We start from the raw sequence: 26542 nt of genomic DNA, 5'->3' as shown, positions 1-26542 counted from the left end.
GGTGACCGGAGGGCGGCGACAGCGCGTGGGGTGGCTGGGCGGCTTCACCCTGGGGGTGGGGCTGGCCCTGTGCGCCCCCGCGTGGGCCGCCGTCCCTCCGGAGCCCTCCTCGCTCGCCCGGTGCGAGGAGTCCTTCGACGCCCACCCGGAGGGCTCCGACGCGGCGATGTGCTTCTTCCGGAACGCCCAGGGGCTCCCGGGGCGCGACGAGGCCCGGCGCAGGCTCCAGGGGCTCATCGCGCGGCACCCGGACCGTCCGTGGCTCACGCTGGTGCTCGGGCACATGGAGCTGTTGTCCGAGCCCGCGCTGGCGGAGGCGTCCTACCTCCGCGCGGCGCTCGCGTTCCGCGAGCAGGGGGACGCGGAGGGCGAGGTGCTGGCCGGCATCAATCTGCGCAGCGTGCTGGGGATGCGCGGCCGGACGGAGGAAGCGCACCAGTGGGTCCTGCGGGTGGGCGAGGTGGCCCGGGCCTCCGGGGATCCGAAGCTGGAGGTGCGCGCGCTCATCCTGGAGGCGGCCGAGCTGTCCGACCTGGGCCAGGACCTGGGCCGCGCCTACCGCCTGCTCAAGCGCGCGGAGGCCCTGACGTTCCCGGACGGCACCGACGGCATGAAGAAGCAGCTGCTCAGCCCCCTGGCCACGGTGAGCGTGAACCTGGGGCGCTTCGACGAGGCGCGAGACATCTTCGCGCGGCTCGCGGAGCTGGCGGAGCGAACGAAGGACGCGGGCACGGAGGCGCGCGTCCGCTTCGCGCTCGCGAACCTCGCCTGGCGGCGGCAGGAGGAGCGCCCCGAACCAGGGGGCCGGCCGGAGCTGTTGCGGCTCGCGCGGGAGGCGCTCGCGAGCGCCGAGCGCGCGGGCAGCAAGGCCTTCGAGGCGATGTCGCTGCGCCTCGTGGCGGAGCTGCTGGGCGACGGGCCGGAGGAGCGGAACGAAGCGGAAGACGCCCTGGGCCGCTGCATCGACATCGCCCGGGAGACGGGCCTGCCCGAGCGGCGCATCTCCTGTCTGTGGACGCGCGCCGAACGCCGCTCGGCGGTGGATGCGGCCGCCGCGTGGCGGGACGTGGACGAGACGCTGGCACTGGCCGCCGAGCACGACAACCCGCTCTACCTCGCCTCCGCGTGGCGAGCGCGGTCGATGGTGGCCTTCCGCACGCGCCCGTTGCCGGAGGCGCTGGGTGAGGCGGAGCGCGCGCTCGCCGCGGTGGAGGTGCTGCGCCAGTGGCAGCGGGATGCCACCAGCCAGGCCGAGCTCTTCTCCGGCTGGGCCAGTGACTATCACCGGCTCGCGGGCCGAACGCTGGAGGCGGGAGAGGCCTCCGCCGTGCCTCCCCGCGAAGCCCTGGAGCGTGCCTTCGCGGTGAGTGAGCGCCTGCGGGCGAGGACGTTGTTCGAGGCGCTGGTGGCCTCGCGCGCGCTCCCGACGCAAGAGGAGCCACCGGAGCAACGGAAGGCGCGGGACGGCGTGCTGCGCGGATTGTCCGCCACCCAGCGGCGGCTCCTGGATCCGGCGCTGTCCGCGTCCGAGCGCACGCGGCTGCTGGGAGAGCTCCAGGAACTGGAGCGCCGCGAGCGCGAGCTGAGACCCGCGACCCAGCGCGCGGAGCTGTCGTTCGCGTCGCTGTCCGCGACCGAGCAGCGCCTGGGCGAGGAGGAGGCCCTGCTCGTCTTCCTCGCGGGCACGGACCACGACCTTCAGGGCGAGCGCGCGGGAGGCGCGTGGGTGCTGGCGGTGACACGCGAAGGCACGCGCGCGTATCGCATCCCGGAGCGCGCACGGCTGCGCCCCATGGTGGCGCTCCTGTCGGGCCTCATCGAGCGCCGCGATGGTTCGGAGGCAGCGGCCGCCGCGGCGCTGTACGCGCAGCTGCTCGCCCCCGCCTTGCGTGAGTTGCCACCCAAGGTGTCGCGCCTGCTGCTGGTGCCGGATGGTCCGCTGCACGACCTGCCCTTCGCCGCGCTGCGGGAGCACGCGGACGGACCGCCGTTGATGACCCGGTACGAACTGGCGCGGGTGCCCTCCGCGAGCCTGCTCCACCACTGGCGCGAACAGCCCGCACGGCCTCCGGAAGGCGAGGCCCTGGTCCTGGCGGATCCAGACCGGGGTGGCACCCTTCAGGGCACGGCGGTGGCCTCCGCGAGGGGCGGCATGTTCCTGGAGACGGCGAGCCTGGGCGCGCTTCCGGAGGCACGGCGCGAGGGACGCACCGTGAGCGAGGCCCTGGAGGACACGGCCGTGAAGCCCCGGCTGCTCATGGGGACGGAGGCGTCCGAGCAGGCCCTCAAGGCGTCCCACTGGGACGCGGTGCGCATCCTCCACGTGGCCGCGCACGCGGTCGTGGACGTCGAGTCCCCCGAGCGCTCCGCCCTGGTGCTGGCCCCGGGCGCGGCGGGGGAGGACGGCCTGCTCCAGCCCCGGGAGATCGCGGAGCTGCGGCTGCGGGACGCGCTGGTGGTGCTCTCCAGCTGCCGGGGAGCTTCCGGCGCGCAGCTCGCGGGCGAAGGCGTGCTGAGCCTCGCGCGGGCCTTCTTCGAGTCGGGAGCGCGAGCCGTGGTGGCCAGCCTGTGGCCCATGCGCGACGCCGAGGCCGCGGAGCTGCTGGAGCGCTACTACCGGCACCTGGCGGCGGGGCAGGGCGCGGCGTCGGCGCTGCGCGAGGCCCAGCGTGAGGCATGGGAGGACGGAGAGCCCGCGGCCATGTGGGCCGGGCTGGGGGTGATGGGGGACGCGGCGCTGGTGCCGGTGCGGCCCGCCGCCGGGGGCATGGGGCGGAGTGTCCTCCTGGGGCTGTCCGCGGGAGCGGGCCTGCTGGCGTTGGGGCTGTGGGGTCTCGGGATGCGCCGCGCGCGCCGGAAGCGGGGGAGCGGGCAAGCGTGAATCCAGAGCGGCCGGCAGGGCGTGCGCGGTAGGGTTCCAGGGCGATGAGTGACGCGAGCCGTGAGCCGGCGCCGAAGCTGACCCTCGAGGTGCGGGACCTGCACAAGTCGTTTGGCGGGCAGGCGGCGCTGCGGGGCGTGGACCTGGTGGTGCCGGAGGGCACGACCTGCGTGCTGATGGGCGTGTCCGGTTCGGGCAAGACGGTGCTGATGAAGCACATCATGGGCCTGATGCGGCCGGACCGGGGCGTGGTGCTGGTGGAGGGCGCGGAGGTGGCGAAGATGAACGAGACCGAGCTCAACCAGATGCGCCGCAAGCTGGGCATCCTCTTCCAGGCGAACGCGCTGTTCGACTCGCTGAACGTCTTCGACAACGTGGCGTTCCCGCTGCGCGAGCGCACGAAGATGTCCGAGCCGGACATCACCAAGACGGTGAACGAGACGCTAGGGAAGGTGGGCCTGTCGCACGCGGCCACGCGCTTCCCGGGAGAGCTGTCCGGCGGCATGCAGAAGCGCGTGGGCTTCGCGCGAGCGACCATCCTCCAGCCGAAGATCCTGCTCTACGACGACCCCACGGCGGGCCTGGATCCGCTCACCACGGCGGCGGTGAACGAAATCATCACCACGGGCAAGCAGCAGCTGGGCGCCACGTCGCTGGTGATTACGCCGGACGTGGCCTCCGCCTTCGGAACGGCGGACAACCTGGCGCTGATGCACGAGGGACGCGTGGTGGAGTACGGCCCGCCGGACCACTTCCGTCAGTCGCAGCACCCGGAGGTGAAGGCCTTCCTGCGCAACTGGCTGCGGCGCCGCTCCGCGCAGACCCAGGCGCCCCAGGCTTGACAAGGATTCAGGTAGGCTGCGGTTGCCCGGGGGCCGGCGGGTTCGTGGTGGAAGCAGGAGTCCGCATGTCCCGCGGCAAGCTGCGTCCCATGTTCAAGCGTCTGTGGTTGCTCGCGCCCGTCGCCACCCTGGGGGTGGGGTGTTCCTCGACGTGGGGATGTGATCCGGATGAGAACTGGGAACAGCAGACCTTCTTCCTTCCCGCCACCCTGCGTGACGGAAGCGTCCCCACCCAGGACACCTCCTGTGAGGAGTTATGCGAGGCGCTCGGGGCCAGGCCGCCCTGCGCTCGCGTCCAGGGGCCCCATACGGGGGAGGACGGCGGCTTGCGCGATGAGGTGAGCTGCGAGGCCCGTTTCCTCTGCGAGGGTCGGAGGCCAGAAGGGCTGTGCAGCGACGGCGCGGTGGCGCTGGGGACGACCACGCTGGGAGCGCTCTTCGCGAAGATGGCGCACCTGGAGGCCGCGTCCGTGCCGGCCTTCGAAAGGCTCGCGGAAGAATTGGCTGAACACGGCGCGCCGGAGCACCTGGTGCGCGCCGCGAGGCGTTCCGCGAAGGATGAGGTGCGCCACGCGGAAGCGATGGAGTCGCTGGCCCGCCGTCACGGAGCGCCGATGCCGGAGCTGAAGGTGGAGCCCTTCCAGTCCCGGTCACTGGAGGCGCTCGCCATCGAGAACGCGGTGGAGGGCTGCGTGCGGGAGACCTTTGGCGCGCTGCTGGCGGGCTGGCAGGCCCGGAGCGCGGAGGACGCGCAGGTGCGCGAGTCCCTGGGCACCATCGCCCCGGATGAACTGAGGCACGCGGAGCTGTCCTGGGCCATCGACGCGTGGGCGCTGGAGCAACTGTCCCCGGTCGCCCGCGAGCGAGTGGAAGCAGCTCGCCGCGAAGCCTGGCGCGAACTGGAGCGGGACGCCGCGTCCAGCCACCTGCCGGACGAAGTGGCCCGCCACTCAGGGCTGCCCACCGCGGAAGTGGCCCGCGGGCTCGTAAGGGAGCTGGCGTCCGAGCTGATGCCTGGTGTGCTGGCTCGAATTCAATCAATAGATTGATTTTAAATCGCATTTAGAACCAATCTATTGGTCATGCCTCGCCAGAATCTGACCCACGACACGACGCCATTCGCCGTGGCCCGCTCCATCACCACCCTGGGGCAGAACATTGAGCGCGCACGGACCCGGCGCGGACTCCGGCAGGTGGACCTCGCGAAGAAGACGGGGCTGGCCCTTGGCACGATCCGTCGAATCGAGGAAGGAAGCCCCACCACGGCGCTCAGCGCCTACTTCACGGTTCTCTGGGCGCTGGGGCTTGAGCGCGAGTTCGGCGACCTGGCCTCGCCGGACCGGGATGAAGAGGGCAAGACGTTGGAGTCCGCGCGCCAGCGCGCGCGGGTGGATCTCGTGGCGAAGGGAGGACTCGATGGCGACTTCTGATCCGTCCGGTTGCTACGTGTACCTCCAGCTTCCGGCGTCGCTCGACGTCGTAACCTGCGGACGCTACGTGCAGCAGGAAGGCGTGGGGCAGTTTGTCTACGGCAGGAGCTACCTGGCCAATCCCCGCGCCGTCGCGCTGGATCCATTCGAACTCCCGTTACGCGAAGGCGTCTTCACGACAGCGAAGCTGGGAGGCATCTTCGGTCCGCTGCGAGACGCGTCTCCGGATGCGTGGGGACGCAGGGTCATCGAACGTCAGTTGGGGCGCGGGGACCTGAATGAGGTCGGCTTCCTGCTCAACTCGCCGGAGGACCGCGCGGGTGCACTGTCGTTCGGGGAGAGCACCACGCCGCCCGCTCCCGTTCATCAGTTCAACAAGGTGCTCCAGTTGCGGCAGTTGCTCGAGGAGGCAAGTCGCGTCGAACAGGGACTGCCGCAGTCACCCCAGGTCGACGCGCTGGTGCAGCCCGGCAGCTCCATGGGCGGCGCGCGTCCCAAGAACGTCGTCGAGGACGATGACGGCCTGTGGATCGCCAAGTTCCCATCGAGAAGTGACCGGTGGAACAACGCCGTGGTCGAGCACGGCATGCTGGAGCTCGCACGCGAGTGTGGTCTTCGCGCCGCCTCCGGGAGGCTCATCCGGGTCGCGGGGAATGACGTGCTCCTGGTGCGCCGTTTCGACCGGGAGCGTACCGGTCCGAACTACCTGCGCCACCGGATGGTCAGCGCCTTGACGGTGCTCCGTGCGGATGAAGATCCACGAGCGGATCCTCGCGAGCGCAGGAGCTGGTCATACCTGCTGCTGGCGGATGAATTGAAACGCTGGGTCCGCGACCCGGACGAGGACCTTCGCGAGCTGTTCTCCCGGATGGTGTTCAACGCGCTCATCTCGAACATCGACGACCATCCCCGGAACCATGCGCTCATCGCACCCGACGCCCACTGGAGCCTGTCGCCCGCCTATGACCTGACCCCGGCGCCCCAGGCCAGCACGGAGCGCGACCTGGCGATGGAGTTGGGAAGCGCCCAGCATCGCCGCGCCAATCGCCGCAACCTCTTGAGCGAATGCGCCCGCTTCCGCCTGTCCAGGAACGAAGCCACCCGGGTCATCGACGCGATGAAGGCCCGCGTGTCGTCCCGTTGGCGCGACGTCGTCAGCCACAGTGGTGGCACCGAAGCGGACCTGAAGGCCATCGAGCGAGCCTTCGACTACGAGGGCTTCGAGTACGGCACGGAACTCTGAGCCAGAGCATCAGAGGGGCGGCAGCTTCTCCAGGAAGCCCGAGCGCGACAGCCACAGCATCAGCGCGAAGCTGATGGTGTTGAAGGCCGCGTGGGCCACGATGAGCGGCAGCAGCCGTCCCCGGTACCAGAGGACGAAGCCGAACCAGGCGCCCATCACGAACGTCTGGAAGACCGCCAGCGTGCCCTCGTAGAAGTGCCCCACGGAGAAGAGCACCGCGGCCCCCAGGATGGCCGGCACCCAGCCCCCCAGCACCACCTTCAGCCGGGGCACCAGGAAGCCCCGGAAGACGAACTCCTCGAAGCCCGTCACCACCACCATGATGGCCGCGAACGCCGGGATGCCCAGCCCCGTGTCCAGCAGCGCCGCCGCCACGCCCTTGCGCGCCGCCAGCTCCTCGCCCGCCAGCTTCAACGCCACCGCGACCGCCGCCAGTGGCACCGACGCGGCCAGGTGCACCACGTACGTGCCCACCAGCACCCCTCCGCCCAGCAGCAGCTCGCGCGCCCAGCCCTCGCGCACCAGCCCCACCTGCGCGGGCCCCTGACCGTCACGCCACAACAGCACCGCCACCAGCAGGCACATGCCCAGCGCCCGGATGACCAGCGGCGCCATGGACAGCGAGAAGCCCTTCGTCATCTCCGCGTCCGACGCCACCCACGCGCCAGCGCCCGCGCCGCCCAGCGCCACCACCAGGCCCAGCACGCCCCACCACGCCCCACGGCGCGAGGACTCCCAGGGACGCAGCAGCAGCAGCCCTCCCGCGAGCAGCGCCAGCTCCACCGCCACGGCGGCGCCTCGGCCCAGCCGGGCCACCGACGACGGGCCCAGCACCGCGAAGAACACGAACGCGGCCTCCGCCAGCGCCTGGCGCTTCGGCGGAGCATTCTCCAGCAGGACGGCGACATCACCACGCAGGGGCGTCATGAGTTCTCGGCGGGCAGGTACAGGGTGACGCCTATCTCGGGATCAAAGAGGGCGCGATTCCTCGCCATCTTCGCCACGTCGTCCAGGAGCTGGTTGACGAAGGCATACCGTTGCACGAAGGCGTTGCTCCGGGTCTTCCAGCCGTGGGAGTCGAAGAGATACAAGGCATCGTCCCTCCGGACGACGGCCACCGTGTAGCCACCGAGCACCAGCGCCACCCCCATTCGGGGCGCCTGCTTCAGGATGCCGAGCAGCTCCTGGGGCAGGGTGTCCCGGTGGACGGACCCCGAGGTGGCCATGAGCAGCCCTCGCTGCATGACGTCCTCCTCCGGAATCTCCAGCGGGTTGTAGTAGGGCGCCTGGGGCTGAAGGACGAGCGGATCCACCACCCCGCCGCAGGACAGGGCCAACGCCTGCATCAGCAGGGCCTCGTCCTCGGTCGCCGTGTTCATCCGCTGGTAGAGCGCCGTGCCCTCCAGCAGCACGTTGTCGATGCCGCCGGTGTCGAGCCCGTCCGGGTTGGACAGCAGCGCCGCGATCCCCAGCACCGCCATCGCGGAGCAGGCGGTCCGTCCTCCCGGGACCTGGAACTGGTTGACGCTTCCCTGGGTGCAGCCGGGCAGGACTTCAGGAGGAGACCCCTGGTCGCGCCGCTGCTCCAGGTACTTACTCAGCATCCCGATGATGTCCTCCTCCAGCTCCCCGGTCGCCTGCTCCTTGCCCTTGAGGCTCGACGACGGCGACAGGACGCCCAGCTTCACCTTCGAGTACGTCTCCCCCTCCGGGGTGAGGTCGAAGCTGCCCGCGCGGACGGCCAGCTGCTGGAGCGCGCGGTAGGCATTGCGGAACACCACCGCGAGCTCATCCAGTGGGTTGTTGCTCAGCCAGACGGTGGAGGGATCCACCTGGGCGCAGAGGCCGAAGAAGTCGCTCAGGTGCTGCTCGGTCACGTTCTGGGAGTTCAGCTTCCAGGTCGCGTACGCCTGCGCGTCATGGGGGTAGGGCCTGCCCTGGATGGCGATGGCCGCAGGCGAGTTGAGCGCCTTGATCACCAGGACGCACAGCCGCTGCGTCAGCCGCTGGGCATCCTCCGGCAGCCGCTTCAGCAGGGAGCCCAGCTGGGTGGTGGAGCACTGCAAGGCGTCCACCGCCTGCTTGTGGAGCTCCCACACCTGGAGCTGGGCCTGGGACTGGCGCGAGCCCAGGGACTCGGAGATGAGCTGCCGGTTCTGGGCCCACTTCGAGGACAACGGCGTGGTGCAGAAGATGCCCCCGGTGGGGGCGTGGTCGCTCGTGCGGGACCAGAAGTTGAGCGCCTGGTGGTTCGGATCCACCGGGAGCAGCCCCTTGAAGGGGGAGAAGATGCCGGTGTGATGGAGGGCGAAGGCCCGGCTGATGACGAAGAAGTCGGCGCGCTTGTTGAGCTTGAAGCTCGTGCCCACCTGGGCCCAGTCCTTGATGTACCCCTGCTGCTCGAACTGCTCCTTGTTCTTCTTCGAGTTCACGCTGCGCCCGGTCTGGGGGGACTGGTTCGTGGCGGAGAGGGGAACCGCCAGGGTGAGCTCCAGCGCCGCGGCCCTCTCGTGGAAGAGGTCGTCCCACTTGCGGTTCTTCGTGTCCGAGTTCACGCCCACCGAGGCTTCGGGGTCGATGTAGTAGTCGCCCGCGATGATCCACGGCAGGTCGTTGTTCTCGGAGACGTGCTCGAAGAAGCCGGACACCTGCTCGTACTCACCCAGCCGGCCCAGCCCCTTCCCCGCGGGGGAGGTGTGGACCACGCCGATGTGCACGTCGCGCCCGCCGATGCGCACGTCATGGACCACCACCGGACGCCAGGAGATGAAGCGTTCGTTGAGTTGCTCGTACTGCTGCTTGCGCTCCGCCAGGAGCTTGGGGAACTGCGTGCTCCAGCCCTTGGGCGCCTTGGTGCGGTTGACCGGCTTGGCCCAGTGGATGGGCTCCTTGGCGCGTTTACTGGAGCTCCGCCGCACCACCGAGTCATCGCTGAAGGCGCGCCAGCCGGTATGGGCGCAGGAGCTCTTCCTGTAGATGATGGGGTACCACTCGCACTGGCTCTTCCCCAGGCTCCAGTCGCCCGTCCCCTTCTCCTCTGCCTCGAGGTCCTCTTCCTCCTCCTCGTCGTCGGAGTCCTCCTCGGTGACCTTCTGGCCCTTGTATTTCGGGTAGACCGCCTGCATCTGCGGCCCCAGCGCCAGGGCGAGCCCGTGTTTCTCGAAGTCGATCTCCAGCAGCAGGGGGAGCGCCTTCTTGTTGATCTCCTGCAGCACGAGCACGTCCAGCCAGGGGTTCTGGAGGAAGAGGCGCAGGAGGAGGTCCTTCTTGTCCTGCTCCGTCTTCGCGCTGAAGTGGTTGATGTTGAAGGTGCCCACGCCCAGGTCGAGCGCGGCCTCCTCCTCCTTCTCGTCGACCACCATCGCGAGCTCGATGGGCGGCGGCGACCGCCGGGAGGGCCGTTTGCCCGACAGCGGTTGCCGCTGCTTTCCGCGGGAGCGCAGGTTGTCGGGAAGCGGGGCCTTGAAGCTCTTGATCTCCCTGCGGGCCTCGTTGGAGCGCGGGGACACCTTGAAGCCCGACCGGCGGATGACCTCTCCGCTGCGGAGGGTGTAGGTCCCGGGCCTGCGGTTGGGCTTCCCCTTCAAGATGACCCGGGTGACCTTCTTCATGGAACCCATGGCCCTGCAGCCCCGGCACCTCTGGGGCTGGAGCATGAAGGAGCCGTAGAAGCCGCAGATGGTGCAGTAGTACATGCCTGCCCCCCGTGGGAGCCCCGACGGGCCCCCGTCAACAGACACACCATACCGCTCATCCCGGGGCCCGGCGTGTTACGAGCCCATGCATGGCGAAAACCCTTCCCGAGCGCCCGCGCGCCGTCCTCGTTGGTGTCCAGCTTCCCGGGGTGACGGATGAAGCGCATGCCGCCGACCTGGCGGAGCTGAAGCGGCTGGTGCACACGCTGGGCTTCGACGCGGTGGCGACCGTGTCCCAGCGCCGGCAGCGGCTGGCCACTGGCACGGTGCTCGGCTCCGGCAAGCTCAAGGAGCTGTCCGCGCTCACCGGCGGCTCGGGCGTCATCCCGTCCGGCGCGCAGGGCAAGACGTCGAAGGCGCGGGAGAAGTGGGAGGCCGAAGCCGACGCGGAGCCCGAGGACCCGGACGCACCCGTCGCTCCCGGCGATGCGGGCGCGGACGTGGAGGACCCGTCGGAGGAGGACGACGACGCCTTCACGGACACGGACACGGACGCGGAATCAGACGCGGACGTGGAGGCCACCGCCATCGAACCGGGCCCCAGGCCCACCGTGGTGGTCGTGGACCACGAGCTGTCTCCCAGCCAGCTGCGCAACCTGGAGCGGGCCACGGGCGTGCAGGTGCTGGACCGCGCGGGCGTCATCGTGGACATCTTCCACCGGCACGCCAAGAGCCACGAGGCGCGCATGCAGGTGGAGATCGCCCGGCTCAACTACCTGGCCCCGCGCCTGCGCGAAGCCCCCGGAGGCCGCGAGCGCCAGCAGGGCCGCGGCTCCGGCGACTCCGCGATGGAACTGGACCGCCGCAAGATTCGCGACCGGCTGGCGGAGCTGCGCGAGGGCCTGGCCGCCATCCAGAAGGACCAGGACCACCGCCGCTACGCGCGCCGGGACCAGCTGCGCGTGGCGCTGGTGGGCTACACGAACGCGGGCAAGTCGTCGCTGATGCGGGCGCTGACGGGCAGCACGGTGTTGGTGGCGGATCAGCTCTTCGCCACGCTCGACACGACGGTGCGCGCGATGCAGCCGGAGACCCGGCCGCGCATCCTCGTCTCCGACACGGTGGGCTTCATCCAGAAGCTGCCGCACGACCTTGTGGCGTCCTTCCGCTCCACGTTGGACGAGGCGCTGGAGGCGTCGCTGCTGCTCTACGTGGTGGACGCGTCCGACCCCACCTGGGCCGCGCAGCGGGAGGTCACCCGCACGGTGCTCCGAGAGATTGGCGCGGACGTGGTGCCGGGCAAGCTGGTCTTCAACAAGGTGGACCGGCTGGACGCGGCGGCCCAGGAAGCGCTCCGGGCCGAGCACCCCGAGGCGCTCCTCGTGTCCGCGCACCGGCCGGAGGACGTGGCCGGGCTGCGCCGGGAGGTCATCGCCTTCTTCGAGGCCTCCATGGTGGAGGCGGACCTGGTGATTCCCTACGCGCGACAGGCCCGCATCGGTGAGGTGTACGAGCACACCACCGTGGTGTCCCAGGCCTACGACGAGACGGGCAGCCGGCTGCGCGTGAGAGGTTTGCCGGGCGCCATTGCCCGGCTCACCCGGTCGTTCCAGGAGTAGGCCTCAGCGCACGACGGGCACGGTCACCGGGTCCTTGTCGTCCACGGTGACCTGCACCTTGCCCACGCGCCACAGCACCGGCTGGAACGTGAAGTTCAGGCGGTGTCCGTCCGCGGTCTCCACCAGGGCCGTGCCTTCCTTGGGAAGGTAGTTGCCCACTTCATATTCGAGCGACGTGAGCGTGATGCGGTCCGTGCCGTTCGGACCCGTCAGCTCGCCCGGACCGTCGAACACCAGCGACGAGCCGCCGATGATGGGCAGCCCGGCGCGCTTCCCCACGGTGCTGTTGATGTGGAAGCTGTGACCCTCGCGGCCGGGCACCTGGCCTTCGACCTCCGCGAACAGGCGCGTCTCGTCCGAGCACGTGCCGTAGCCCACCTTCGCCTGGAGCGTCTGGCCATCCACGGCCAGCTCGCGCAGGTCCGCCTTCATCTCCATCAGGTCCTCGCCGCCGCGGTACTCCAGCACCGCGCGTCCGGTGAAGCGCAGGCCGTGCACGTCACAGGCGGACGGGAAGGACACGACGACGGAGTCGGTGACGGCGTCCACGGCCTGCACCCGGAAGGTCGCGCAGGTCACCGAGGCGCTCAGCCCCTCCACGGCGCGGTTCAGGAAGGAGCGCCGGGGCTCGCCGCACGTGTACACGGGCATCAGGCCCAGCATCTCGAACGCGCCCCGCACCTGGTGCGTGGAGGCCGCCAGCCGCTCCACGCGGGCCTTCGCGTCGTCGATCTCCTCCTGCGTGGGCACGTTGTCTCCACAGGCGGTGGTGGCGAGGGCGGCGAGGGCGGCGAGGGCAATGCGGCGCATGAAGATCTCCGGAAAGACGGTGCGGCTCCCCCCGCGCCATCGCGAAGGACCGTACCCCGAGCCTTCAGCAACCGGCATGCCCCCCTCAACCCCGCGAAACCCCAGGGAAAGGGGCTCCCATGACTCCATGCGGCGTGTGCAGCGCGCTGCGCACCCAGGGGCGCCCCTGTCCGGGCCCGCCCGGTCCAAAACCTGTCCGACAGTCGGACAAGTTCGCGCGGTCCACCTCCGGCCCGGCCCCGGTCCAAAACCTGTCCGACAGTCGGACAGGTTCGCGCGGTCCACCTCCCGCCCGACCCCGGTCCAAAACCTGTCCGACAGTCGGACAAGTTCGCGCGGTCCGCCTCCGGCCCGGCCCCGGTCCAAAACCTGTCCGACAGTCGGACAAGTTCGCGCGGTCCACCTCCGGCCCGGCCCCTGTCCAAACCTGTCCGACAGTCGGACAAGTTCGCGTGGTCCACCTCCGGCCCGGCCCCGGTCCAAAACCTGTCCGACAGTCGGACAGGTTTCTTCGGGTCGCCGCCGGAGAGGCGGCAGTGCTCAGGTTCGAGGGGGCTCGGAGATGCCTTCGTCCGCGGGCGAGGCTTCCGGGTTCGCGTCCTCGTCATCCCCGGTCTCTTCGTCCGCGGACAAGGCGTCGTCGTCCTCCACCTCGTCGTCCGGCTCCGGAGCGTCCACGTACTCCGGCGCGGTGTCGGACGCTTCCGTGAGGACGGTGCCCAGCGGATAGAGGACCAGGTGGCGCAGGGGCTCGCTGCCCACGCTCACGGCCTCCAGGTGGTTCTTCACCACCAGGGTGTGCTGCAACTTCCGCAGGCGCGACGGGCGCGGCGCGAGCGGCAGGCTGATGCCCTCCGCGAGCACGCGCTGGATGGCCTCCTCCGCGTCCGCGACCGCGGCGTGCACATCCGCGGGGTCCACTCCCTCCAGCAGGTGGAACTCCGTGCGCAGCGCGCGGCGGATCTCCGTGGCGCTGTTGCGCTTGATGGCCAGCACCCGCGCGCCCACGCGCTCGGCCGCGCGGCGCAGCCGGGGCGAATTCGCGCGGCTTCGCAGCGTGAGCACCACCTCCGCGTTCTCCGGACGACCCACCACCACGGCCTCCACCGGCAGGTCGCGCAGCACGCGCTCCAGCAGTTCGCGGCTCACCGCGTGCGCGGCGATGCGCGTGGGCCCGGGCCGGGGCGCACCCAACGCGGGTGTCCCCTTCGGCACACGGCCTCCTGGTGGCGTGGCCTCCACCACCTCCGGCGCGGCCTCCACGTGCACGGCGCCGTCCTGCTGCCGGCGCTTCTCGCCGCCCACCTCCGCGCCCGTGAGCAGCCGGTCCACCGCGCCGCCCGTGTCGCGGTGCACGCGCACCTCGTCGCGGTTCACCATCTCCACCACGATGTCGAAGGTCGGCGTGCTCTTGCGCTCCGTGACGGTCTTCTGCGTGCCCCGGCGCCGGGCCTCGTCGTCGCTCAACGTGACGGTCTGCACGCCGCCCACCAGGTCGGACAGCGTGGGGTTCAGCACCAGGTTCTCCAGCGTGTTGCCGTGAGCCGTCGCCACCAACTGCACACCGCGCTCCGCGATGGTGCGCGCGGCGGCGGCCTCCGCGGCAGTGCCAATCTCATCCACCACGATGGCCTCGGGCATGTGGTTCTCCACCGCCTCGATCATCACGTCGTGCTGGCGGTCCGGCCGGCTCACCTGCATTCGCCGCGCGCCGCCGATGCCGGGGTGCGGGATGTCCCCGTCGCCGCCAATCTCATTGGACGTGTCCACCACCATCACGCGCTTGCCCAGCGCGTCCGCGAGCACGCGCGCCACCTCACGCAGCTTCGTCGTCTTGCCCACGCCCGGCCGCCCGAGCAGCAGCAGGTTGCGCCCGGACTCCACCAGGTCGCGCAGCATGTCGATGGTGCCCTGGATGGCGCGCCCCACGCGCAGCGTGAGCCCCACCACGCGGCCCTGGCGGTTGCGGATGGCGGACACGCGGTGGAGCGTGCGTTCGATGCCCGCGCGGTTGTCGCCGCCCACCTCTCCCACGTGGGCGAGCACCGCCTGGAGCGCTTCTTGATCCACGGGCGCTTCCGACAGCCGCGCCACGCCGTGCACCAGCCGCGCCTCCGGAGGCCGCCCCAGGTCCATCACCACTTCCAGCAGCTCCGCCTCGGGCAGCTGCCGCACCGCCTCCTGGAGCGATGGCGGCAGGACCGCCACCAGCAGGGCGAAGTCGTTGTTGGCGGGAGTTCCAGGAGCCATCCCCCAAAGCTGCCTCGCCCCGCCTGGCCGCGCACGGCTTTCCTGCGCAAGGCCCTGAACGGAACACCTGGGAGGACAACCCCTCCCAGCCCGGCAGGCGGCCAGGCGCACCGCGCGTGACGGGGAGGAGCCGGACGAGGGCCATCCCTACCTTCAGGCCATGCCCACCGCGACGCAGGACCGCTCCCCCCTCTGGCCCCAGCTCGAGCAGGAGGCGCGCGAGCGCTTTGGCGTGGAGGACTTCCGGCCCGGCCAGCGGGACATCATGGAGGCGGTGCTCGCGGGGCGCGACGTGCTGGGCGTGCTGCCCACGGGCGCGGGCAAGAGCCTCACCTTCCAGCTGCCCGCACTCTTCGTGCCCGGCGCCACGGTGGTGGTGAGCCCGCTGCTCGCGCTGATGCACGACCAGCGCGAACACCTCACGGAGCGCTACGACCTGGACGCCGCGAAGCTGGACTCCACGCTGAAGGCCGGCGAGCTGAAGGCGCTCCAGAAGGAGATCCGCCGGGGCGAGCACGAGTTCATCTACGTCACCCCCGAGCAACTGGAGAACCCGGAGCGGCTGGCGCTGCTCAAGCGCGCGAACGTGAGCCTCTTCGTGGTGGACGAAGCGCACTGCGTCTCGCAGTGGGGTCACGACTTCCGGCCCGCCTACCTGTCATTGGGGGACGCCATCCGCGCGCTCGGCCGGCCCCGGGTGCTCGCGCTCACGGCGACCGCCACGCCCCGCGTGCGCGAGGACATCCGCAATCAGCTGGGGATGGAGGATCCGGTGGTGGTGTGCACCGGCATCCAGCGCGACAACCTCACGCTGGAGGTCCACCGCACGGTGAACCCGGAGCTCAAGCGCCAGAAGCTGCTGGAGCTGCTGCGCGCCAATGACGGCAGCGCCATCGTCTACACGGCCACCGTGCGCAAGGCGGACGAGCTGTGGCGCTGGCTGCGCGCGGAAGGACTGGAGGCGGGCCGCTACCACGGCAAGCTCAAGGCCGCCGAGCGCGAGGAGAACCAGCGCCACTTCATGGACGGCACCACGCCGGCGGTGGTGGCGACGAAGGCCTTCGGCCTGGGCATCGACAAGCCGGACCTGCGGCTCGTGGTGCACTACCACTTCCCCGATTCGCTGGAGAGCTACTACCAGGAGGCGGGCCGCGCGGGCCGAGACGGGCTGCCCGCGAAGGCGGCGCTGCTGTACCGGCTGGAGGACCGGCGCATCCAGGGCTTCTTCCTGGGAGGCAAGTACCCGCGCCGCGACGAGAGCCAGCGCCTCTACCAGGCCGCGAACACGCTGTGCGCGCAAGGCAAGGCCGTGGCCCTCAAGCGGCTGTCGGAAGCGAGCGGCCTGGGCGACAAGCGCACCCGCGTGCTGGTGGCGCAGCTGGTGGCCGCGGGCGTGCTGGAGAAGGGCGCGCGAGGCCTGAAGCAGCTGCGCGCGTTCGAGTCGCCCGAGGAGCTGGATGCGTACCTGCGCGCCTACGAGGACCGCCACCAGGGAGACCGCGAACGCCTGGACGCGATGATGCGCTACGGGAGCACCACCGCGTGCCGCTGGAAGGTGCTGGGCACCTGGTTCGAGGAGCCGCTGGAGGACGACTGCGCCCGCTGCGACAACTGCCACGCCCGCGCCGAAGGCCGCTTCGAAGCCCGGCCTCCCACCCGCGCAAGGCCTCCCGTTATTCACCGAGAGTATCAGTCCGGTGTCGCGGCCGCCCCTGCGGTGTAGGGCCCTTTTCCCTACCTTCGCGCGACATCAAGACCTGGAATTCGTACTCAATGTACGGGACTCCCAGGTCTTCAGACCTTGGGGCATTGTGCACGAATACAGTTATGGCGTATATTGCACAGCCTACCTGGACGTAATGCACTTCAGACCTTTCCCCCGAGGTCTTGAAAGGCGGAGACGCGATGGCGGAAGGCAAGTTGAAGGCGCTTGTGGTGGATGATGACCCACTCGTGCTGGAGCTGGTGGAGCGCTCCATCAGCCGCTACGGCTTCGAGGTCGTCACCACGCGCGCGGCGCTGGGCGTGGCCAACCTGCTGAGGACCGAGCAGCCGGACATCGTCCTCCTGGACGTGAACATCCCGGCGCTGAGCGGCGACCGCATCCTGGGCGTGGTGCGCCAGTTCGCGGGTCCGGACACGCTCTTCATCCTGTACTCGTCCATGGACGAGTCGCGGCTGCGCGAGCTGGTGCGCGCGTCCGGCGCGGACGGCTACATCCCCAAGGGCGTCACCGGTCCGGAGCTGGCGCTGAAACTGTCCGGTATGCACCACAAGCGGATGGCGAACCGGCCCACGCCGGTAGTGCGTGTGGACCCCGTGCTTCAGCGCGACGTGCCCGCGCCCCAGTCCCAGAGCACCACGGCCCACGTGTCGCTGGCGTCGCGGTAGGTGTGGACGGTCTCGAACCCGACCCGCGCGTGCGCGCGCAGGGAGCGGGGGTTTCTCACCGAGACCTCGGTCACGACGCAGTCGAAGCGCGAGCGAAGCTGCTCGCGGTGCTGGTGGTAGAGCGCGTCGAAGAGGCCCTTCCCCCGGTGGGCCTTGTCCACGCACACCTGGCCCATCACGTAGAAGCGCTGGTCCTTCAGCGGCCGGCCCCGGTGTTCGAGCCCTTCGAGGAGCGCGAACATCGGGTCCAGGACGGGGACCCGCGCGCGGCACTCGCGAGGCATCACCAGCGCGTACGCCACGACGTCGGAGCCCTGCACGGCGATGACGCTGGGGACGAGCGCATGCATGTGCTCCAGCGTGGCCAGGTCATGCTGGACGGTGACGAAGCCCTGGGCGTGCTGCTCCTCGGGTGACAGCGCGGGAGGCAGGTTGCGGCGCTGCAGGGCCAGCACCTGCTCCAGCTCGTCTCGGGACTGCACGGCCCTCACGACATACGGATGCGACGGCATGGCGCGGGAGCATAGGTCCGCGCCATGCCTTGAAGCGTCAGCGATCGAAGCCATCCGGCCATGGCGAAGGCCTGGCCGGCAGGTCGTCTTGGGGCGGGTGGCGGGGCTTCCGCGGCGACACGGCGGTCTTCGTATCCAGCCCAGCGGGTCCCGGGGGCGGCTTGTCCGGGAGGTCCTGCTGGGGCTTGTGGGGGATGGGTACCAGGATGGGGCTGATCCGGCATCTCGACATGACCGTGTCCTCCTGACGCGGCCGCCGCGGGGGCCGGCCTCACCAACCCCCGCGTGCGGCTTCCTCTTGAAGACGTTCCAGGTCGGGTTCTTTTAAGCGACCTGACAGGGCGTCATTCGAACAGGAGCACGTCGTGCACCCAGCGATCTCCAGGGGAGGCCTGGAGCCACGCCTGCCGCTCGTCACGCAGGGCCACGCTGGGGGATGCTCCCGCGTGGATCCGCTCGCGCACGTCGTTGAAGAAGCGGCCCGCCGAGTCCGGGATGTCCACCGTGGCGGCCAGCACCGCGCGCGCTCCGGCGTCGAGGAAGGCCACCGGCAGGCTGAAGGACTCGTGCGTGAAGGGCGCGGTGCGCGCGGCGCCGCAGGCCGCGAGGAACACCAGCGGTGCCTTGGGGAGTCCGTGCGCGCGCACCTGTCTGGCGGTGAGCGCGTACCGGCCATCCCGCTCCGGCGCCAGCATGAGGAGCGATGCGTCCGACAGCTCCGGGCTGAACACGCCATGCGTGTGGATCTCCACCTCGGTGGCGGTGGACATCGCCTCCAGCACGCGCGCGGGCGTGGCCCGCGCACCCTCCAGCATCACGCGCCGGGTGTCTTCCCGTGTGGGAGGAGACATGGGCGGCAGGCGCGGGAGGCCCAGGGCCGCGGGCGTGTCCACGTTGGAGACGACCAGGTGCGTGCCGCCGTCCACCAGCGGAGGCGGACGCACCGTCGTGTGGCCCGACCGGTAGCTCCAGGCGATGTCCGGAGGCAGCAGCCGGGGCAGGCCGTTCACCGGAGGCGGTGCCAGCACCAGCACCTGGTCACACCCGCGCAGCGCTTCCTGCAACGCAGGGGGCACCAGCCCGGACGCGTCCTGTCCGAGCGGCGCCGTGCGCGTCGGGTTGAAGTCCCCGAGCACCGCGCCCGAAGGCCCCCTCGCCACCGTGAGCGTGCGCTCGTGCTGCACCGACACCGCGAGCACGCAGCGCTCCGGCACTTCCGTCATCTGGAGCTGGCGGCCCACGAGGGTGAGCGCCTCCAAGGACGCGCCCGTACGGCCTGCGTCGGAGATGAGCGCGGCGGAGGCGCGGGCCCGTGCGCGGCGGGCGTACATGTCGTCGGGCGCGTGCTCCGCTTGAGTGAGGGCGCCGTGCAGCAGGGCGCGTCCGGCGGCGGGGTCGCGCTCCAGCTCGAACTCGCCCTGGAGGGCGTCCAGCAGCGCGCGCTCGCCGGGGCGCGGCTGGCCCTGTCTCAGTCCGGAGAGGGCGCGGGACAGCGCGTCCGCCGCGCCGGGCATGGGACCGAAGCGGGCCAGGTCCGCGAGCACGCCCGCGCCATTCAGCCCCAGCGGCACGCCGGACTCCATCGCCCGTTCCAGGTGCCGGCGGGCCTCGTCCACGCGGAAGTCCATCCACGCCAGGGTGGCCAGGTTGCGGTGCACGTAGCCCAGCTGCGCGGGGTCATCCGGCACGCGCGCCAGCGACTCCCGGAGGTACGCGCCCGAGGTGGAGGCGACGTGGTGGAAGCGCGCCACCTGCGCCAGCTCCTGGAGGAACAACCGCTCCTGCTGCCATTCCCCCTGCTGCTTCGCCAGCCGCCAGCCGGCCAGCGCGTGCGCCTGGGCCTCGGCGGGCCGGTGCAGCTCGCCCAGGTACATGTCCGTGAGCCACGCCCGCAGGTCGACGCAGCGGTAGTCCAGCTGCTCCGCCTCGCAGGTGCGCAGCGCCTCCAGCACGCGCGCCTCCGCCTTCCACCACTGGCCGTCGCGCACCTCCTGGTTGGCGCGCTCGCGTTCGGCGATGAGGTGGAACCACGGATCACCCAGTCCGTCCGCGGCGCGAGCGAACGCCGCCACGTCCACGGGCCGTCCCGCCTGGAGCTCGTAGCCGAGCGCGCCCACGTACAGGTCGTCCTCGCCGGAGTGCCGCAGCGTCTCCAGGAAGGCCGGAGGGAACGGAGTCCTGCCGCGCACGAACCGCGCGTAGTCCCGTGCCAGCGGCCCGCGCTTCTGGAAGCTCCGAGCGGCCACGCGGGTGACGGTCGCGCGCAGCACCGTACCGCCGCCGTAGGCCCGGTCCAGCGCGTCCGCCAGCGGCATCAGCCGCAGCGCCGCGTCCTTCGAGGGTGCCGCGCGGACCGCGTCATAGAAGGCCAGCCGGACGATGCCCGGCAGCTTCGCGGCCTCCTCCAATGGCAGCGGTGCGTTGGCGTCCGCCATCAGGTCCTGTGTCGCCGCGAAGGCCTGCTTCCAGGCGCGGCCCCGGGCCAGCGTCTGTTCGCGCAGCCCGCGTGCCTTGGCCCGAGCCTCCTCGCCCCAGCCGGGCTCGCCCAGGGTCGCCACGGCGTCGAAGGCATCCGCCGCCAGCAGGGGAAGGTCCAGGTTGCGCAGGACGAGCGCCAGGTTCCACAGGGCCTGCGGATGTTCCGGCCGCTTCCGGAGCACGTCCTCCAGCACGGCCAGGGCCTCGTCGAGCGACGCCTGTTCGGAGGCACCGGCATGGGCCAGCGCCAGCGCCACCGCGCGGTCGGAGTCCACGTCCGGGGACGCGGGTGCGTTGCCCAGGTAGTTCAGGGCCTGCCGCGCGTCGCCCGCGAGCAGGTACACGGAGGCGATGCCTCGCCAGTCCTGACGGTCCTCCATCCCGGCCAGCGCCCGCAGCGGCAGCGGGGCCGCCGCGGGAGCCCCTCCGCGCATGGGCACGTAGGGGCGGTGCGTATCCAGGGGCTCGGAGGTCAGCCGGGCCTCCAGGGAGCGGGTGGATGCAGGCGCGGGCCATGGCGAGGAAGGCTCTCGCGTGACGCGCACGGCCCAGGTGCCCACGGCGGCGAGGGCCAGGGCGAGCGCCCCCACGTGACTCCAGTGGGGGCGCCAGCGGCGGGGGTGCGGTGGAGGTGCCCTGACGCCAGCGGGCTGGGATGGGGTGAGGGGCCACGGAGTGGGGGGGATCCCCGTGGCCTCGGGAGTGGGTGGCGCCTTCGCGTGCGCCAGCCGTCCCAGGATGTCCGCCTGGAGCAGGTCATGGAACCGCACGGCGCAGTCCTCGCAAGAGAGCAGGTGCGCGCGGAAGTCCTCGTGGTGTTCGAGCGGGAGCTCCCCGTCCACGAATGCCGGGAGGTGGGCGCAGTGGCTGTTCATCCGCTCCCCAGCTTCCGACGGGCCTCGGCCATGTCGCGAAGCTGGTCACGCAGCTTCAGCCGCGCGTGGTAGAGCCAGGTGCCCACCGTGCCCACGGGCGACCCCAGCAGGCGGCCGATCTCCGCGTGGCGCAGCCCCTCCGAGTGCAGCTCGAAGGTGCGGCGCAGGTTGAAGGGCAGCGTCGCGACGGCCTTCTGCAGCTCCGCCTCGGTGATGCACTCCCACAGCTCCAGGTCCGGGGCCTGCGGCTCCTCGAAGAGCTTGTGCACGTTGCCCAGGTTGATGACGGTGGTGGCCTCCGTGCGCGTCCGGCGGCACTGGTCGAGGAAGCGGTTGTGCAGCACCCGCACCAGCCACGCGCGGCGCTCCGGCTCCGCCCAGCCGCGCAAGGAGTCCCACTTCAGCAAGGCCCGCAGCAGGACGTCCTGGACCAGGTCGTCACAAGCCGTGGCATTCCCCCCACAGATGTTTCGCGCGACCGCCATCAGGATGGGCTGATGACGGACCGCGAAATCGGCGTACTCCATGTCGGAATTGTCGAGTTCTTCTCTCATCGTGCGGCCCCCAGTGCCGGTACTGAAAAGAAAACGTAATAGGTCTGATTCCTTTAGAACCTTGTTAAAGCCTTACGGGTTGGTTGGATTTGGAAGACAGCTGTGTGTGTGTCGGCACCGGTAGGGGCACACGGTCCAGGATTTGGAATGTTTGTCCGGGGCGCGTTTGACCGCGTGGCGTAGGGTCCGGAGCCATGGCGCGAACCGCGACGACACCCAAGCCCGTGGAGCTGGGAGACATCGACCTGCCGGAGGGGGTGTTGCTCATCCTGGATCCAGGCCTGGGGCGCTTCTGGCGGCATGACGCGGAGCCGGCGTCGCCCCGGAAGAAGGCGCCGCCGGAGCACGACCTGCGCATCACCGGGCCAGACGCGGACGCGGCCGGCCGTGCCTACGACCGCGAGTTCGACCCGCGCTTCCTCTTCGACCGGAAGGACCCGGCGGACGCGGCGGCGCACTTCGCGGGGTTCGCGAAGGAGCGGGGCTTCGACGCGCGAGCGGAGGTGCTGTCAGCGCGGATTCCGCACACGGAGCGGGCGCGGCTGGCGCTGGAGGCTGGAAAGGGATTGGGGGTCGTGAAGTACAACGGACTGTGGGCGGTGGTCGTGGGTGACCTGCCCTCGGGTCGTGGGTTGAAAGTGATTGGAATCCCCATGCCGCCGGGAGAGTTCGGCGGGCGTTGGCGGTCCATCGACCTCGTCGTGGACGGGAAGGCGGAAGCAACCCGGTCGGAGCAGGTGGCCGGGGTGATGGTGGACCACGGTCAATTGTTGTTCACCGGGTTGGGCCCGATGGGACGGTTCCGCATGTGGGAGCCGGAGGACGGGCTGGCGGACTATGTGTTTCACGGCAGGGACGCGCCGAAGCTCGCGAAGGAGCTGGGCGCGAGCGACCTGGGCGGCGGGCTGTATGGGTGGAAGGACCTGCCCATGGAGCGGGTGGGGGAGAAGGCCACGCCGTTGCAGGAGCGCCTCGAGAAGGAAGGGCTCGCGGTGGGCGTGGACTACCGGCCGCACTGCAACCTGGAGAAGCTGAACGCCGGGCTGCGGGAGAGCGAGGAGGACACGGCCTCGCTCGTACTGGACGGTGCGCGCGTGGTGGGGTGTGGGAACCGCTGGGGAGACGGCATCTTCACGGTCAGCCGGCACCTGGACGCGGAAGGGCGGACGGTGCGTGTCCGGGTGGAGCTGGGCACGGAGGAGCGGCAGCGGATGATGCGCGGCATCCGGCTGCGTCAGCGCAAGGCGCTCGTCACGCGCCTCATCACGGAGAACGGGGAACCCATCCGCTTCGCGGAGCGCTCGGAGCCCGCGGCGGAGGAGGACAGCGGCTGGCTCTTCACCTCGGGCCTGGAGACCGAGGAGTACATGGAGGACAGCGACAACGCGGTCATCGTCCCGCTGCGCTCGTTGCTGGGCCGGTACAAGGAATTGGACGCCATCCTGGACGCGCCGGTCGGCGCGGTGTTCCGGCGCGAGGGGAACGGGTTCGTTCCGGAGGAGTAGGCCTCCATCGAAAGATTCGCTGATTCCGTCTGAATCCCCGCTCTGCCATTCAGCGCGGGGCGGATGCATCTTCCGGTCATGACCCACGATCATTCCGCACATGCGCCGGTGCATGGCTTTGGAGCCGACCGCGCGCCCCATTACGACGCCCAGGCGGCGATCAGCCTCGCCGGCTACCAGGCGGCATACGAGCTGGGCGTCAGTGCCCTGGCTGCTCACCTGGACGGACAGGAGACGGCGTCACTGCTCCACGTGGGCCTGGGCACGGGCGCGGAGCTGCTGCCCTACCACCGCTTCAGCGTGCCGGGCTGGCGCTTCACGGGCGTGGAGCCCTCCGCGCCGATGCTCGCTGTCGCGCGCAAGCGTCTGGAGGAGGAAGGGCTGCTCTCGCGCACGCAGCTGCACGAAGGCGAGCTGCGCACGCTGCCGCATGGCTCTCCGTTCGACGGCGCGCAGTTGATGGGCGTGCTGCACCACGTGGAAGGGGAGGACGCCCGCATCGAATTGCTGCGGGAGGTGACGCGGAGGCTCAAGCCGGGAGCGCCGCTGGTGCTGGGCTGCCGCATCGGCCAGGACCCCGAGCTGACGAACGTCGAGTTCCGGCGGCTGCGGGCGTATGGCGTGACGAGGGAGAAGCTGGAGGCCCGGAGTCAGGGCATGGCGAAGATGCAGCCCATCGAGTCCGACGCCGCGCTGTTCGCGATGTTCGCGCAGGCGGGACTGGTGGCGCCGAAGACGCTCTTCGTCTCGCTCCAGTACAAGGTCTTCCTGGCGCGCTTCGCGCCCTGAGCGCGCTCCTCCGTCAGTGGGGCTCAGGTGCTCCGGTCACGCGCTCGAACGACACACCCAGGTTCCCGACCCCCTCGAGTGCGTTCTTGATGTCTTCCGACACGATGAACGCTGTCTTGAACTTCTTCAGCCGAAAGACATGCGCGCCCTCGGTCTTCGAGGGGTCGATTCGCAGTCCGTAGATCCACCGGTACTCCCCTTCATATTCAGGGGAGGAGTCGTCCTCGTCATCGTGGTGAACCTCCCGGCACCGTGCCTCGTCGATGCAATCGATCACCTTGGTCGCATTGACGACGAAGAAGGGGTCGGCCTCTCCCTCCACCATCACCGGAAAGAGCTGAACGTCATCGGGGGCCAGTGCCCGGAAAACGTTCGCGATGGCATGGCTGACAATGGGGGCCCGTTCGATCACGGAGAATACGAACGCCCGCCTCTTGCCTGGGGTTGCAATGAGGGCCTTCATCCCTCCCGGTTCATCAAGGACACGGCCATCAGCGAACATCCAGGGCTCGTCAAAGGCCTCACCTGAACCCCGTGTCGGTGTCTCGATGAGCCATTGCGGCACATCACCCAGCCTCACCCAATAGAAATAGCGCTCCACCTCATCCCTCCGCCTTCACAAGGAGACTCCGCAAGTCGGAGCCCTGTGTCAGAAGCTCGTTCGCGATCCTCGCAAGCTCCTTCATCAAGCTGTCCCGGCAGGTTTCCGTCGTTCGGCATCGCTCGACAGCTCGCTCCAAGCGGTCCATCACCTCTTTGTGGTAGCGCTCTGGATGCGGCCCCTTGTGTCCGTTGAGCCGCACCTTGTTCGCGACATCTTCGAGCGTCATCCCAGCCTTCTTGAAAACCTTCTCGCACCGAGGCGTCCAAGGACCGCCGGTAGCATCGGAGATGGGGTTCTTGTTCGAGCAGATGTGATGAACAGGTCCCGTCTCGTCACCCGGAAACCGCCCGTCCGAGTACATCGCCAGTGCAGCCGCAGCTCCTGGAGCCAGCGTCACGTTGAGCACACCGGCAGCCGGCAACGAGATTGAGCCCACCCCGCCGCTCAAAGCTTCCGCAAGCTGGAATCCTGACTCAGCCTGCGCCCGAATCGCGGCCTGGGGGAAGCCCGGGAGCCTGGGCCCCTGGGCCGCCATCGCGCTCTTGCCGCCAAGGGCTGCCGTAACGAGCAGAACCAGGACGCGTGTGCCGTTCGCCCCCAATACACGCCCGAAGCGGTGTCCGATGTCCTGCAACTCGATGATGCTCGTTGCCCTCTCTGCATCGTCCCACAGCCGCACGAAGCCCCGGCCCATCTCCCAGACCGGCACCACCCCCAGGTAGGCCACCATCGCCGCGGTCAGTGCCACCGCGATGACCTTCGTGACGGGTTCGGGCAGCGTCATCGTCAGGAGCACGGACAATGCGGCCGAGGTCACCATGGCCTTGAGCACCACCGGGTTCAGCAGCTTGCCGACCTCATCCTCGACACTGGCCCAGACCCCATCCAGCGCGAACGACAGGGCCATCAACGTCCGGTCCTTGCGCGAGAAGGGCAGCCCCGTTCCGCCCACCAGGGTCAGACAGTCGTCCCCATCGGGGCAGATGCGCGAATAGAGGGACTCCGGAGACGCCCCAGCCCCCGAATTTGGGAGCCCCTTCGAGGATGCGAGCAACGACCGGGACCTCACCCATCCTCGCTGGTCGGCCGCATCCATCTCGCGGAAGGCAACGTCCATGCGCATGTCCAGGATGAGCTGCGTGAGGGCCGCCTCGAACGCGTTCTCGCTCACCTGAACCGGATCCATATCCCGGGACTCGTGAACCACCTGCCTGCCGTCTCCAACATCAAGATGGACAACACGAGTCGTCGCACACCCTCCCAGGAAAAGTAGTAAGGCGATAAGCCACATCAACCGCATGGATGCTCCCGAAGACGCTCACCCTGGTAATCAAGAGGCAGGGCATTCTCATCCCCGAGTTTATCGTGGACGAGTTCCGCTGAGGCACGAGCCGCCAGGGATTCGAGGCCGCATCAGAAAAGGCGGGACCCTGACCTCCCTGTACCTGGAGCTGTACCGGCACGATGGGCTGCGGCAGGCGGTTGTTGAGTTGAGCCCGAGCTTGCTCGGGAAGTAGGAACGGCCGCATGACCTCACGTCGATACGTGCTCGTGGCCTGGATGGGCCTGTTGGTCCTGCATCCGGGGTGTGCGACGACTCCGGGCGACGTCCGCCTTCGTGCGGATGGAACGCCTATGTCGGAGAAGTGCCCGGAGAAGTCGCTGGAGGTCATGCGGTACCTCCAGCTCTATGTGGGCGAAGCCGCATGGGTCCAACTGGATGCGAACCAGAGCCGGGCGGAGAGCATCACGCTGTATGACGGGCCTATCGAGAGCGTGTTGGATGAGGATATCGGCACTTTGGAATCGCCGCTTCGGCTGTACGGCCGCGTGTGGACGGGCGGAGCACAGCCGGTCATCCGGTACTACGAGGCGCAGTTCCTGAAGGGAAAGGACCGCGTGCCCATCTGCGCGGTAGCGAGGCTCGGCTTCGGGCAGCTGCGCAAGCGACCCGAGTCCAAGCCAGGAACGGCGATCCTCAACTCCCCGCGCGCGGGCGTGTACATCGTGGACGAGTTCCGCTGAGGCATGGGCCGCCAGGGATTCGGGGCGGCATCAGATTTGTTGACCACCCTGCGGCTGGAGCTGTACCGGCAGGATGGGCTTCTGCAGGCCTTTGTTCAG

At 69.9% G+C, this 26542-nt stretch carries 20 protein-coding genes; 11 read left to right on the top strand and 9 right to left on the bottom strand.

From position 1 onward, the window contains the following. Nucleotide 1 precedes the first annotated feature (1 nt). From D7X30_RS25015 to D7X30_RS24995, 5 genes are all read left to right on the top strand, one after another. Nucleotides 2–2881, top strand: a complete 2880-nt coding sequence (locus tag D7X30_RS25015) for a CHAT domain-containing protein (protein WP_120565468.1) — start codon at nt 2–4, stop codon at nt 2879–2881. Between the two features lie 44 nt (nt 2882–2925). After that, a complete protein-coding gene (locus D7X30_RS25010) occupies nt 2926–3723 on the top strand; it encodes an ABC transporter ATP-binding protein (RefSeq protein WP_120565467.1) in 798 nt (265 codons plus the stop codon). Nucleotides 3724–3788: 65 nt separating this feature from the next. After that, nucleotides 3789–4772: a hypothetical protein gene (locus D7X30_RS25005; RefSeq protein WP_120565466.1), complete on the top strand. Its 984-nt coding sequence runs from the start codon at nt 3789–3791 to the stop codon at nt 4770–4772. 33 nt (nt 4773–4805) lie between these two features. Next, nucleotides 4806–5153, top strand: a complete 348-nt coding sequence (locus D7X30_RS25000; RefSeq protein WP_120565465.1) for a helix-turn-helix domain-containing protein — start codon at nt 4806–4808, stop codon at nt 5151–5153. Then, nucleotides 5140–6396, top strand: coding sequence for a type II toxin-antitoxin system HipA family toxin (locus D7X30_RS24995; protein ID WP_120565464.1), 1257 nt, complete (start codon nt 5140–5142; stop codon nt 6394–6396). Before D7X30_RS25000 ends, D7X30_RS24995 begins: the two co-directional genes overlap by 14 nt. 9 nt (nt 6397–6405) lie before the next feature. Here the strand turns inward: D7X30_RS24995 and D7X30_RS24990 are convergent, their stop codons facing one another. Further along, nucleotides 6406–7323: a CPBP family intramembrane glutamic endopeptidase gene (locus D7X30_RS24990; protein WP_233591766.1), complete on the bottom strand. Its 918-nt coding sequence runs from the start codon at nt 7321–7323 to the stop codon at nt 6406–6408. Beyond that, nucleotides 7320–10091: a hypothetical protein gene (locus tag D7X30_RS24985; RefSeq protein WP_120565463.1), complete on the bottom strand. Its 2772-nt coding sequence runs from the start codon at nt 10089–10091 to the stop codon at nt 7320–7322. The genes D7X30_RS24990 and D7X30_RS24985 overlap by 4 nt, the downstream gene beginning before the upstream one ends. Before the next feature lie 89 nt (nt 10092–10180). On the opposite strand from D7X30_RS24985, the gene hflX reads away from it, so the two are divergent. Next, the gene (hflX, locus tag D7X30_RS24980) at nt 10181–11650 is read left to right on the top strand and encodes a GTPase HflX (RefSeq protein ID WP_120565462.1); all 1470 of its coding nucleotides are present in this window, start codon (nt 10181–10183) and stop codon (nt 11648–11650) included. A 3-nt stretch (nt 11651–11653) separates the two neighbouring features. Here the strand turns inward: hflX and D7X30_RS24975 are convergent, their stop codons facing one another. Beyond that, complete coding sequence (locus tag D7X30_RS24975; protein ID WP_233591765.1) at nt 11654–12460, bottom strand: hypothetical protein; 807 nt, start codon at nt 12458–12460, stop codon at nt 11654–11656. Between the two features lie 540 nt (nt 12461–13000). Further along, nucleotides 13001–14710 (bottom strand): R3H domain-containing nucleic acid-binding protein, encoded by a 1710-nt coding sequence (locus tag D7X30_RS24970; RefSeq protein ID WP_120565460.1) that lies wholly within the window; start codon nt 14708–14710, stop codon nt 13001–13003. A gap of 160 nt (nt 14711–14870) precedes the next feature. Between D7X30_RS24970 and D7X30_RS24965 the strand changes: the two genes are divergently transcribed. Together D7X30_RS24965 and D7X30_RS24960 are read left to right on the top strand one after the other, a co-directional pair. Beyond that, nucleotides 14871–16433 carry an ATP-dependent DNA helicase RecQ gene (locus tag D7X30_RS24965; protein WP_120565459.1) on the top strand — a complete coding sequence of 521 codons (1563 nt, stop codon included), beginning with the start codon at nt 14871–14873 and terminating at the stop codon, nt 16431–16433. A 182-nt stretch (nt 16434–16615) separates the two neighbouring features. Further along, entirely contained in the window at nt 16616–17101 is a 486-nt protein-coding gene (locus D7X30_RS24960) for a response regulator (protein ID WP_120565458.1), read from the top strand. On the opposite strand, the gene D7X30_RS24955 is transcribed toward D7X30_RS24960, so the two are convergent. The 3 genes from D7X30_RS24955 to D7X30_RS24945 all read right to left on the bottom strand — a co-directional run bounded on the left by D7X30_RS24955 (nt 17035) and on the right by D7X30_RS24945 (nt 21493). Next, nucleotides 17035–17613, bottom strand: a complete 579-nt coding sequence (locus tag D7X30_RS24955) for a GNAT family N-acetyltransferase (RefSeq protein WP_120565457.1) — start codon at nt 17611–17613, stop codon at nt 17035–17037. The genes D7X30_RS24960 and D7X30_RS24955 overlap by 67 nt on opposite strands. Nucleotides 17614–17957: 344 nt before the next feature. Beyond that, nucleotides 17958–20966 carry a CHAT domain-containing protein gene (locus tag D7X30_RS24950; protein ID WP_120565456.1) on the bottom strand — a complete coding sequence of 1003 codons (3009 nt, stop codon included), beginning with the start codon at nt 20964–20966 and terminating at the stop codon, nt 17958–17960. Beyond that, entirely contained in the window at nt 20963–21493 is a 531-nt protein-coding gene (locus D7X30_RS24945) for an RNA polymerase sigma factor (RefSeq protein ID WP_233591764.1), read from the bottom strand. The genes D7X30_RS24950 and D7X30_RS24945 overlap by 4 nt, the downstream gene beginning before the upstream one ends. Nucleotides 21494–21714: 221 nt before the next feature. On the opposite strand from D7X30_RS24945, the gene D7X30_RS24940 reads away from it, so the two are divergent. Both D7X30_RS24940 and D7X30_RS24935 read left to right on the top strand, forming a co-directional pair. Further along, on the top strand, nt 21715–23025 hold the full coding sequence (locus tag D7X30_RS24940) for a DUF2185 domain-containing protein (RefSeq protein WP_120565454.1): 1311 nt from the start codon (nt 21715–21717) through the stop codon (nt 23023–23025). A 78-nt stretch (nt 23026–23103) separates the two neighbouring features. After that, the gene (locus D7X30_RS24935; protein ID WP_120565453.1) at nt 23104–23814 is read left to right on the top strand and encodes a class I SAM-dependent methyltransferase; all 711 of its coding nucleotides are present in this window, start codon (nt 23104–23106) and stop codon (nt 23812–23814) included. 13 nt (nt 23815–23827) lie between these two features. Here D7X30_RS24935 and D7X30_RS24930 read toward each other — a convergent pair whose 3' ends face one another. Next, nucleotides 23828–24415, bottom strand: a complete 588-nt coding sequence (locus tag D7X30_RS24930; protein ID WP_199724541.1) for an imm11 family protein — start codon at nt 24413–24415, stop codon at nt 23828–23830. 1 nt (nt 24416) lies between these two features. Beyond that, nucleotides 24417–25718: an AHH domain-containing protein gene (locus D7X30_RS24925; protein WP_120565451.1), complete on the bottom strand. Its 1302-nt coding sequence runs from the start codon at nt 25716–25718 to the stop codon at nt 24417–24419. A 227-nt stretch (nt 25719–25945) separates the two neighbouring features. Between D7X30_RS24925 and D7X30_RS24915 the strand changes: the two genes are divergently transcribed. Continuing rightward, complete coding sequence (locus D7X30_RS24915; RefSeq protein ID WP_120565449.1) at nt 25946–26443, top strand: hypothetical protein; 498 nt, start codon at nt 25946–25948, stop codon at nt 26441–26443. Nucleotides 26444–26542: the final 99 nt, after the last annotated feature.

The organism is Corallococcus sp. AB011P (assembly GCF_003611605.1).
In the GTDB taxonomy this organism is placed as follows: Bacteria; Myxococcota; Myxococcia; order Myxococcales; family Myxococcaceae; genus Corallococcus; species Corallococcus coralloides.
The sequence above is the reverse complement of the archived record's forward strand: the minus strand, read 5'-3'. Positions and strand labels throughout refer to the sequence as shown.

Coding starts and splice junctions, on each gene's coding strand:
- D7X30_RS25010 (WP_120565467.1), top strand. CDS start 2,926: ATGAGTGACGCGAGCCGTGAGCCGGCGCCGAAGCTGACCCTCGAGGTG.
- D7X30_RS25005 (WP_120565466.1), top strand. CDS start 3,789: ATGTCCCGCGGCAAGCTGCGTCCCATGTTCAAGCGTCTGTGGTTGCTC.
- D7X30_RS25000 (WP_120565465.1), top strand. CDS start 4,806: ATGCCTCGCCAGAATCTGACCCACGACACGACGCCATTCGCCGTGGCC.
- D7X30_RS24995 (WP_120565464.1), top strand. CDS start 5,140: ATGGCGACTTCTGATCCGTCCGGTTGCTACGTGTACCTCCAGCTTCCG.
- D7X30_RS24990 (WP_233591766.1), bottom strand. CDS start 7,323: ATGACGCCCCTGCGTGGTGATGTCGCCGTCCTGCTGGAGAATGCTCCG.
- D7X30_RS24985 (WP_120565463.1), bottom strand. CDS start 10,091: ATGTACTACTGCACCATCTGCGGCTTCTACGGCTCCTTCATGCTCCAG.
- hflX (WP_120565462.1), top strand. CDS start 10,181: ATGGCGAAAACCCTTCCCGAGCGCCCGCGCGCCGTCCTCGTTGGTGTC.
- D7X30_RS24975 (WP_233591765.1), bottom strand. CDS start 12,460: ATGCGCCGCATTGCCCTCGCCGCCCTCGCCGCCCTCGCCACCACCGCC.
- D7X30_RS24970 (WP_120565460.1), bottom strand. CDS start 14,710: ATGGCTCCTGGAACTCCCGCCAACAACGACTTCGCCCTGCTGGTGGCG.
- D7X30_RS24965 (WP_120565459.1), top strand. CDS start 14,871: ATGCCCACCGCGACGCAGGACCGCTCCCCCCTCTGGCCCCAGCTCGAG.
- D7X30_RS24960 (WP_120565458.1), top strand. CDS start 16,616: ATGGCGGAAGGCAAGTTGAAGGCGCTTGTGGTGGATGATGACCCACTC.
- D7X30_RS24955 (WP_120565457.1), bottom strand. CDS start 17,613: ATGCCGTCGCATCCGTATGTCGTGAGGGCCGTGCAGTCCCGAGACGAG.
- D7X30_RS24950 (WP_120565456.1), bottom strand. CDS start 20,966: ATGAACAGCCACTGCGCCCACCTCCCGGCATTCGTGGACGGGGAGCTC.
- D7X30_RS24945 (WP_233591764.1), bottom strand. CDS start 21,493: ATGGAGTACGCCGATTTCGCGGTCCGTCATCAGCCCATCCTGATGGCG.
- D7X30_RS24940 (WP_120565454.1), top strand. CDS start 21,715: ATGGCGCGAACCGCGACGACACCCAAGCCCGTGGAGCTGGGAGACATC.
- D7X30_RS24935 (WP_120565453.1), top strand. CDS start 23,104: ATGACCCACGATCATTCCGCACATGCGCCGGTGCATGGCTTTGGAGCC.
- D7X30_RS24925 (WP_120565451.1), bottom strand. CDS start 25,718: ATGCGGTTGATGTGGCTTATCGCCTTACTACTTTTCCTGGGAGGGTGT.
- D7X30_RS24915 (WP_120565449.1), top strand. CDS start 25,946: ATGACCTCACGTCGATACGTGCTCGTGGCCTGGATGGGCCTGTTGGTC.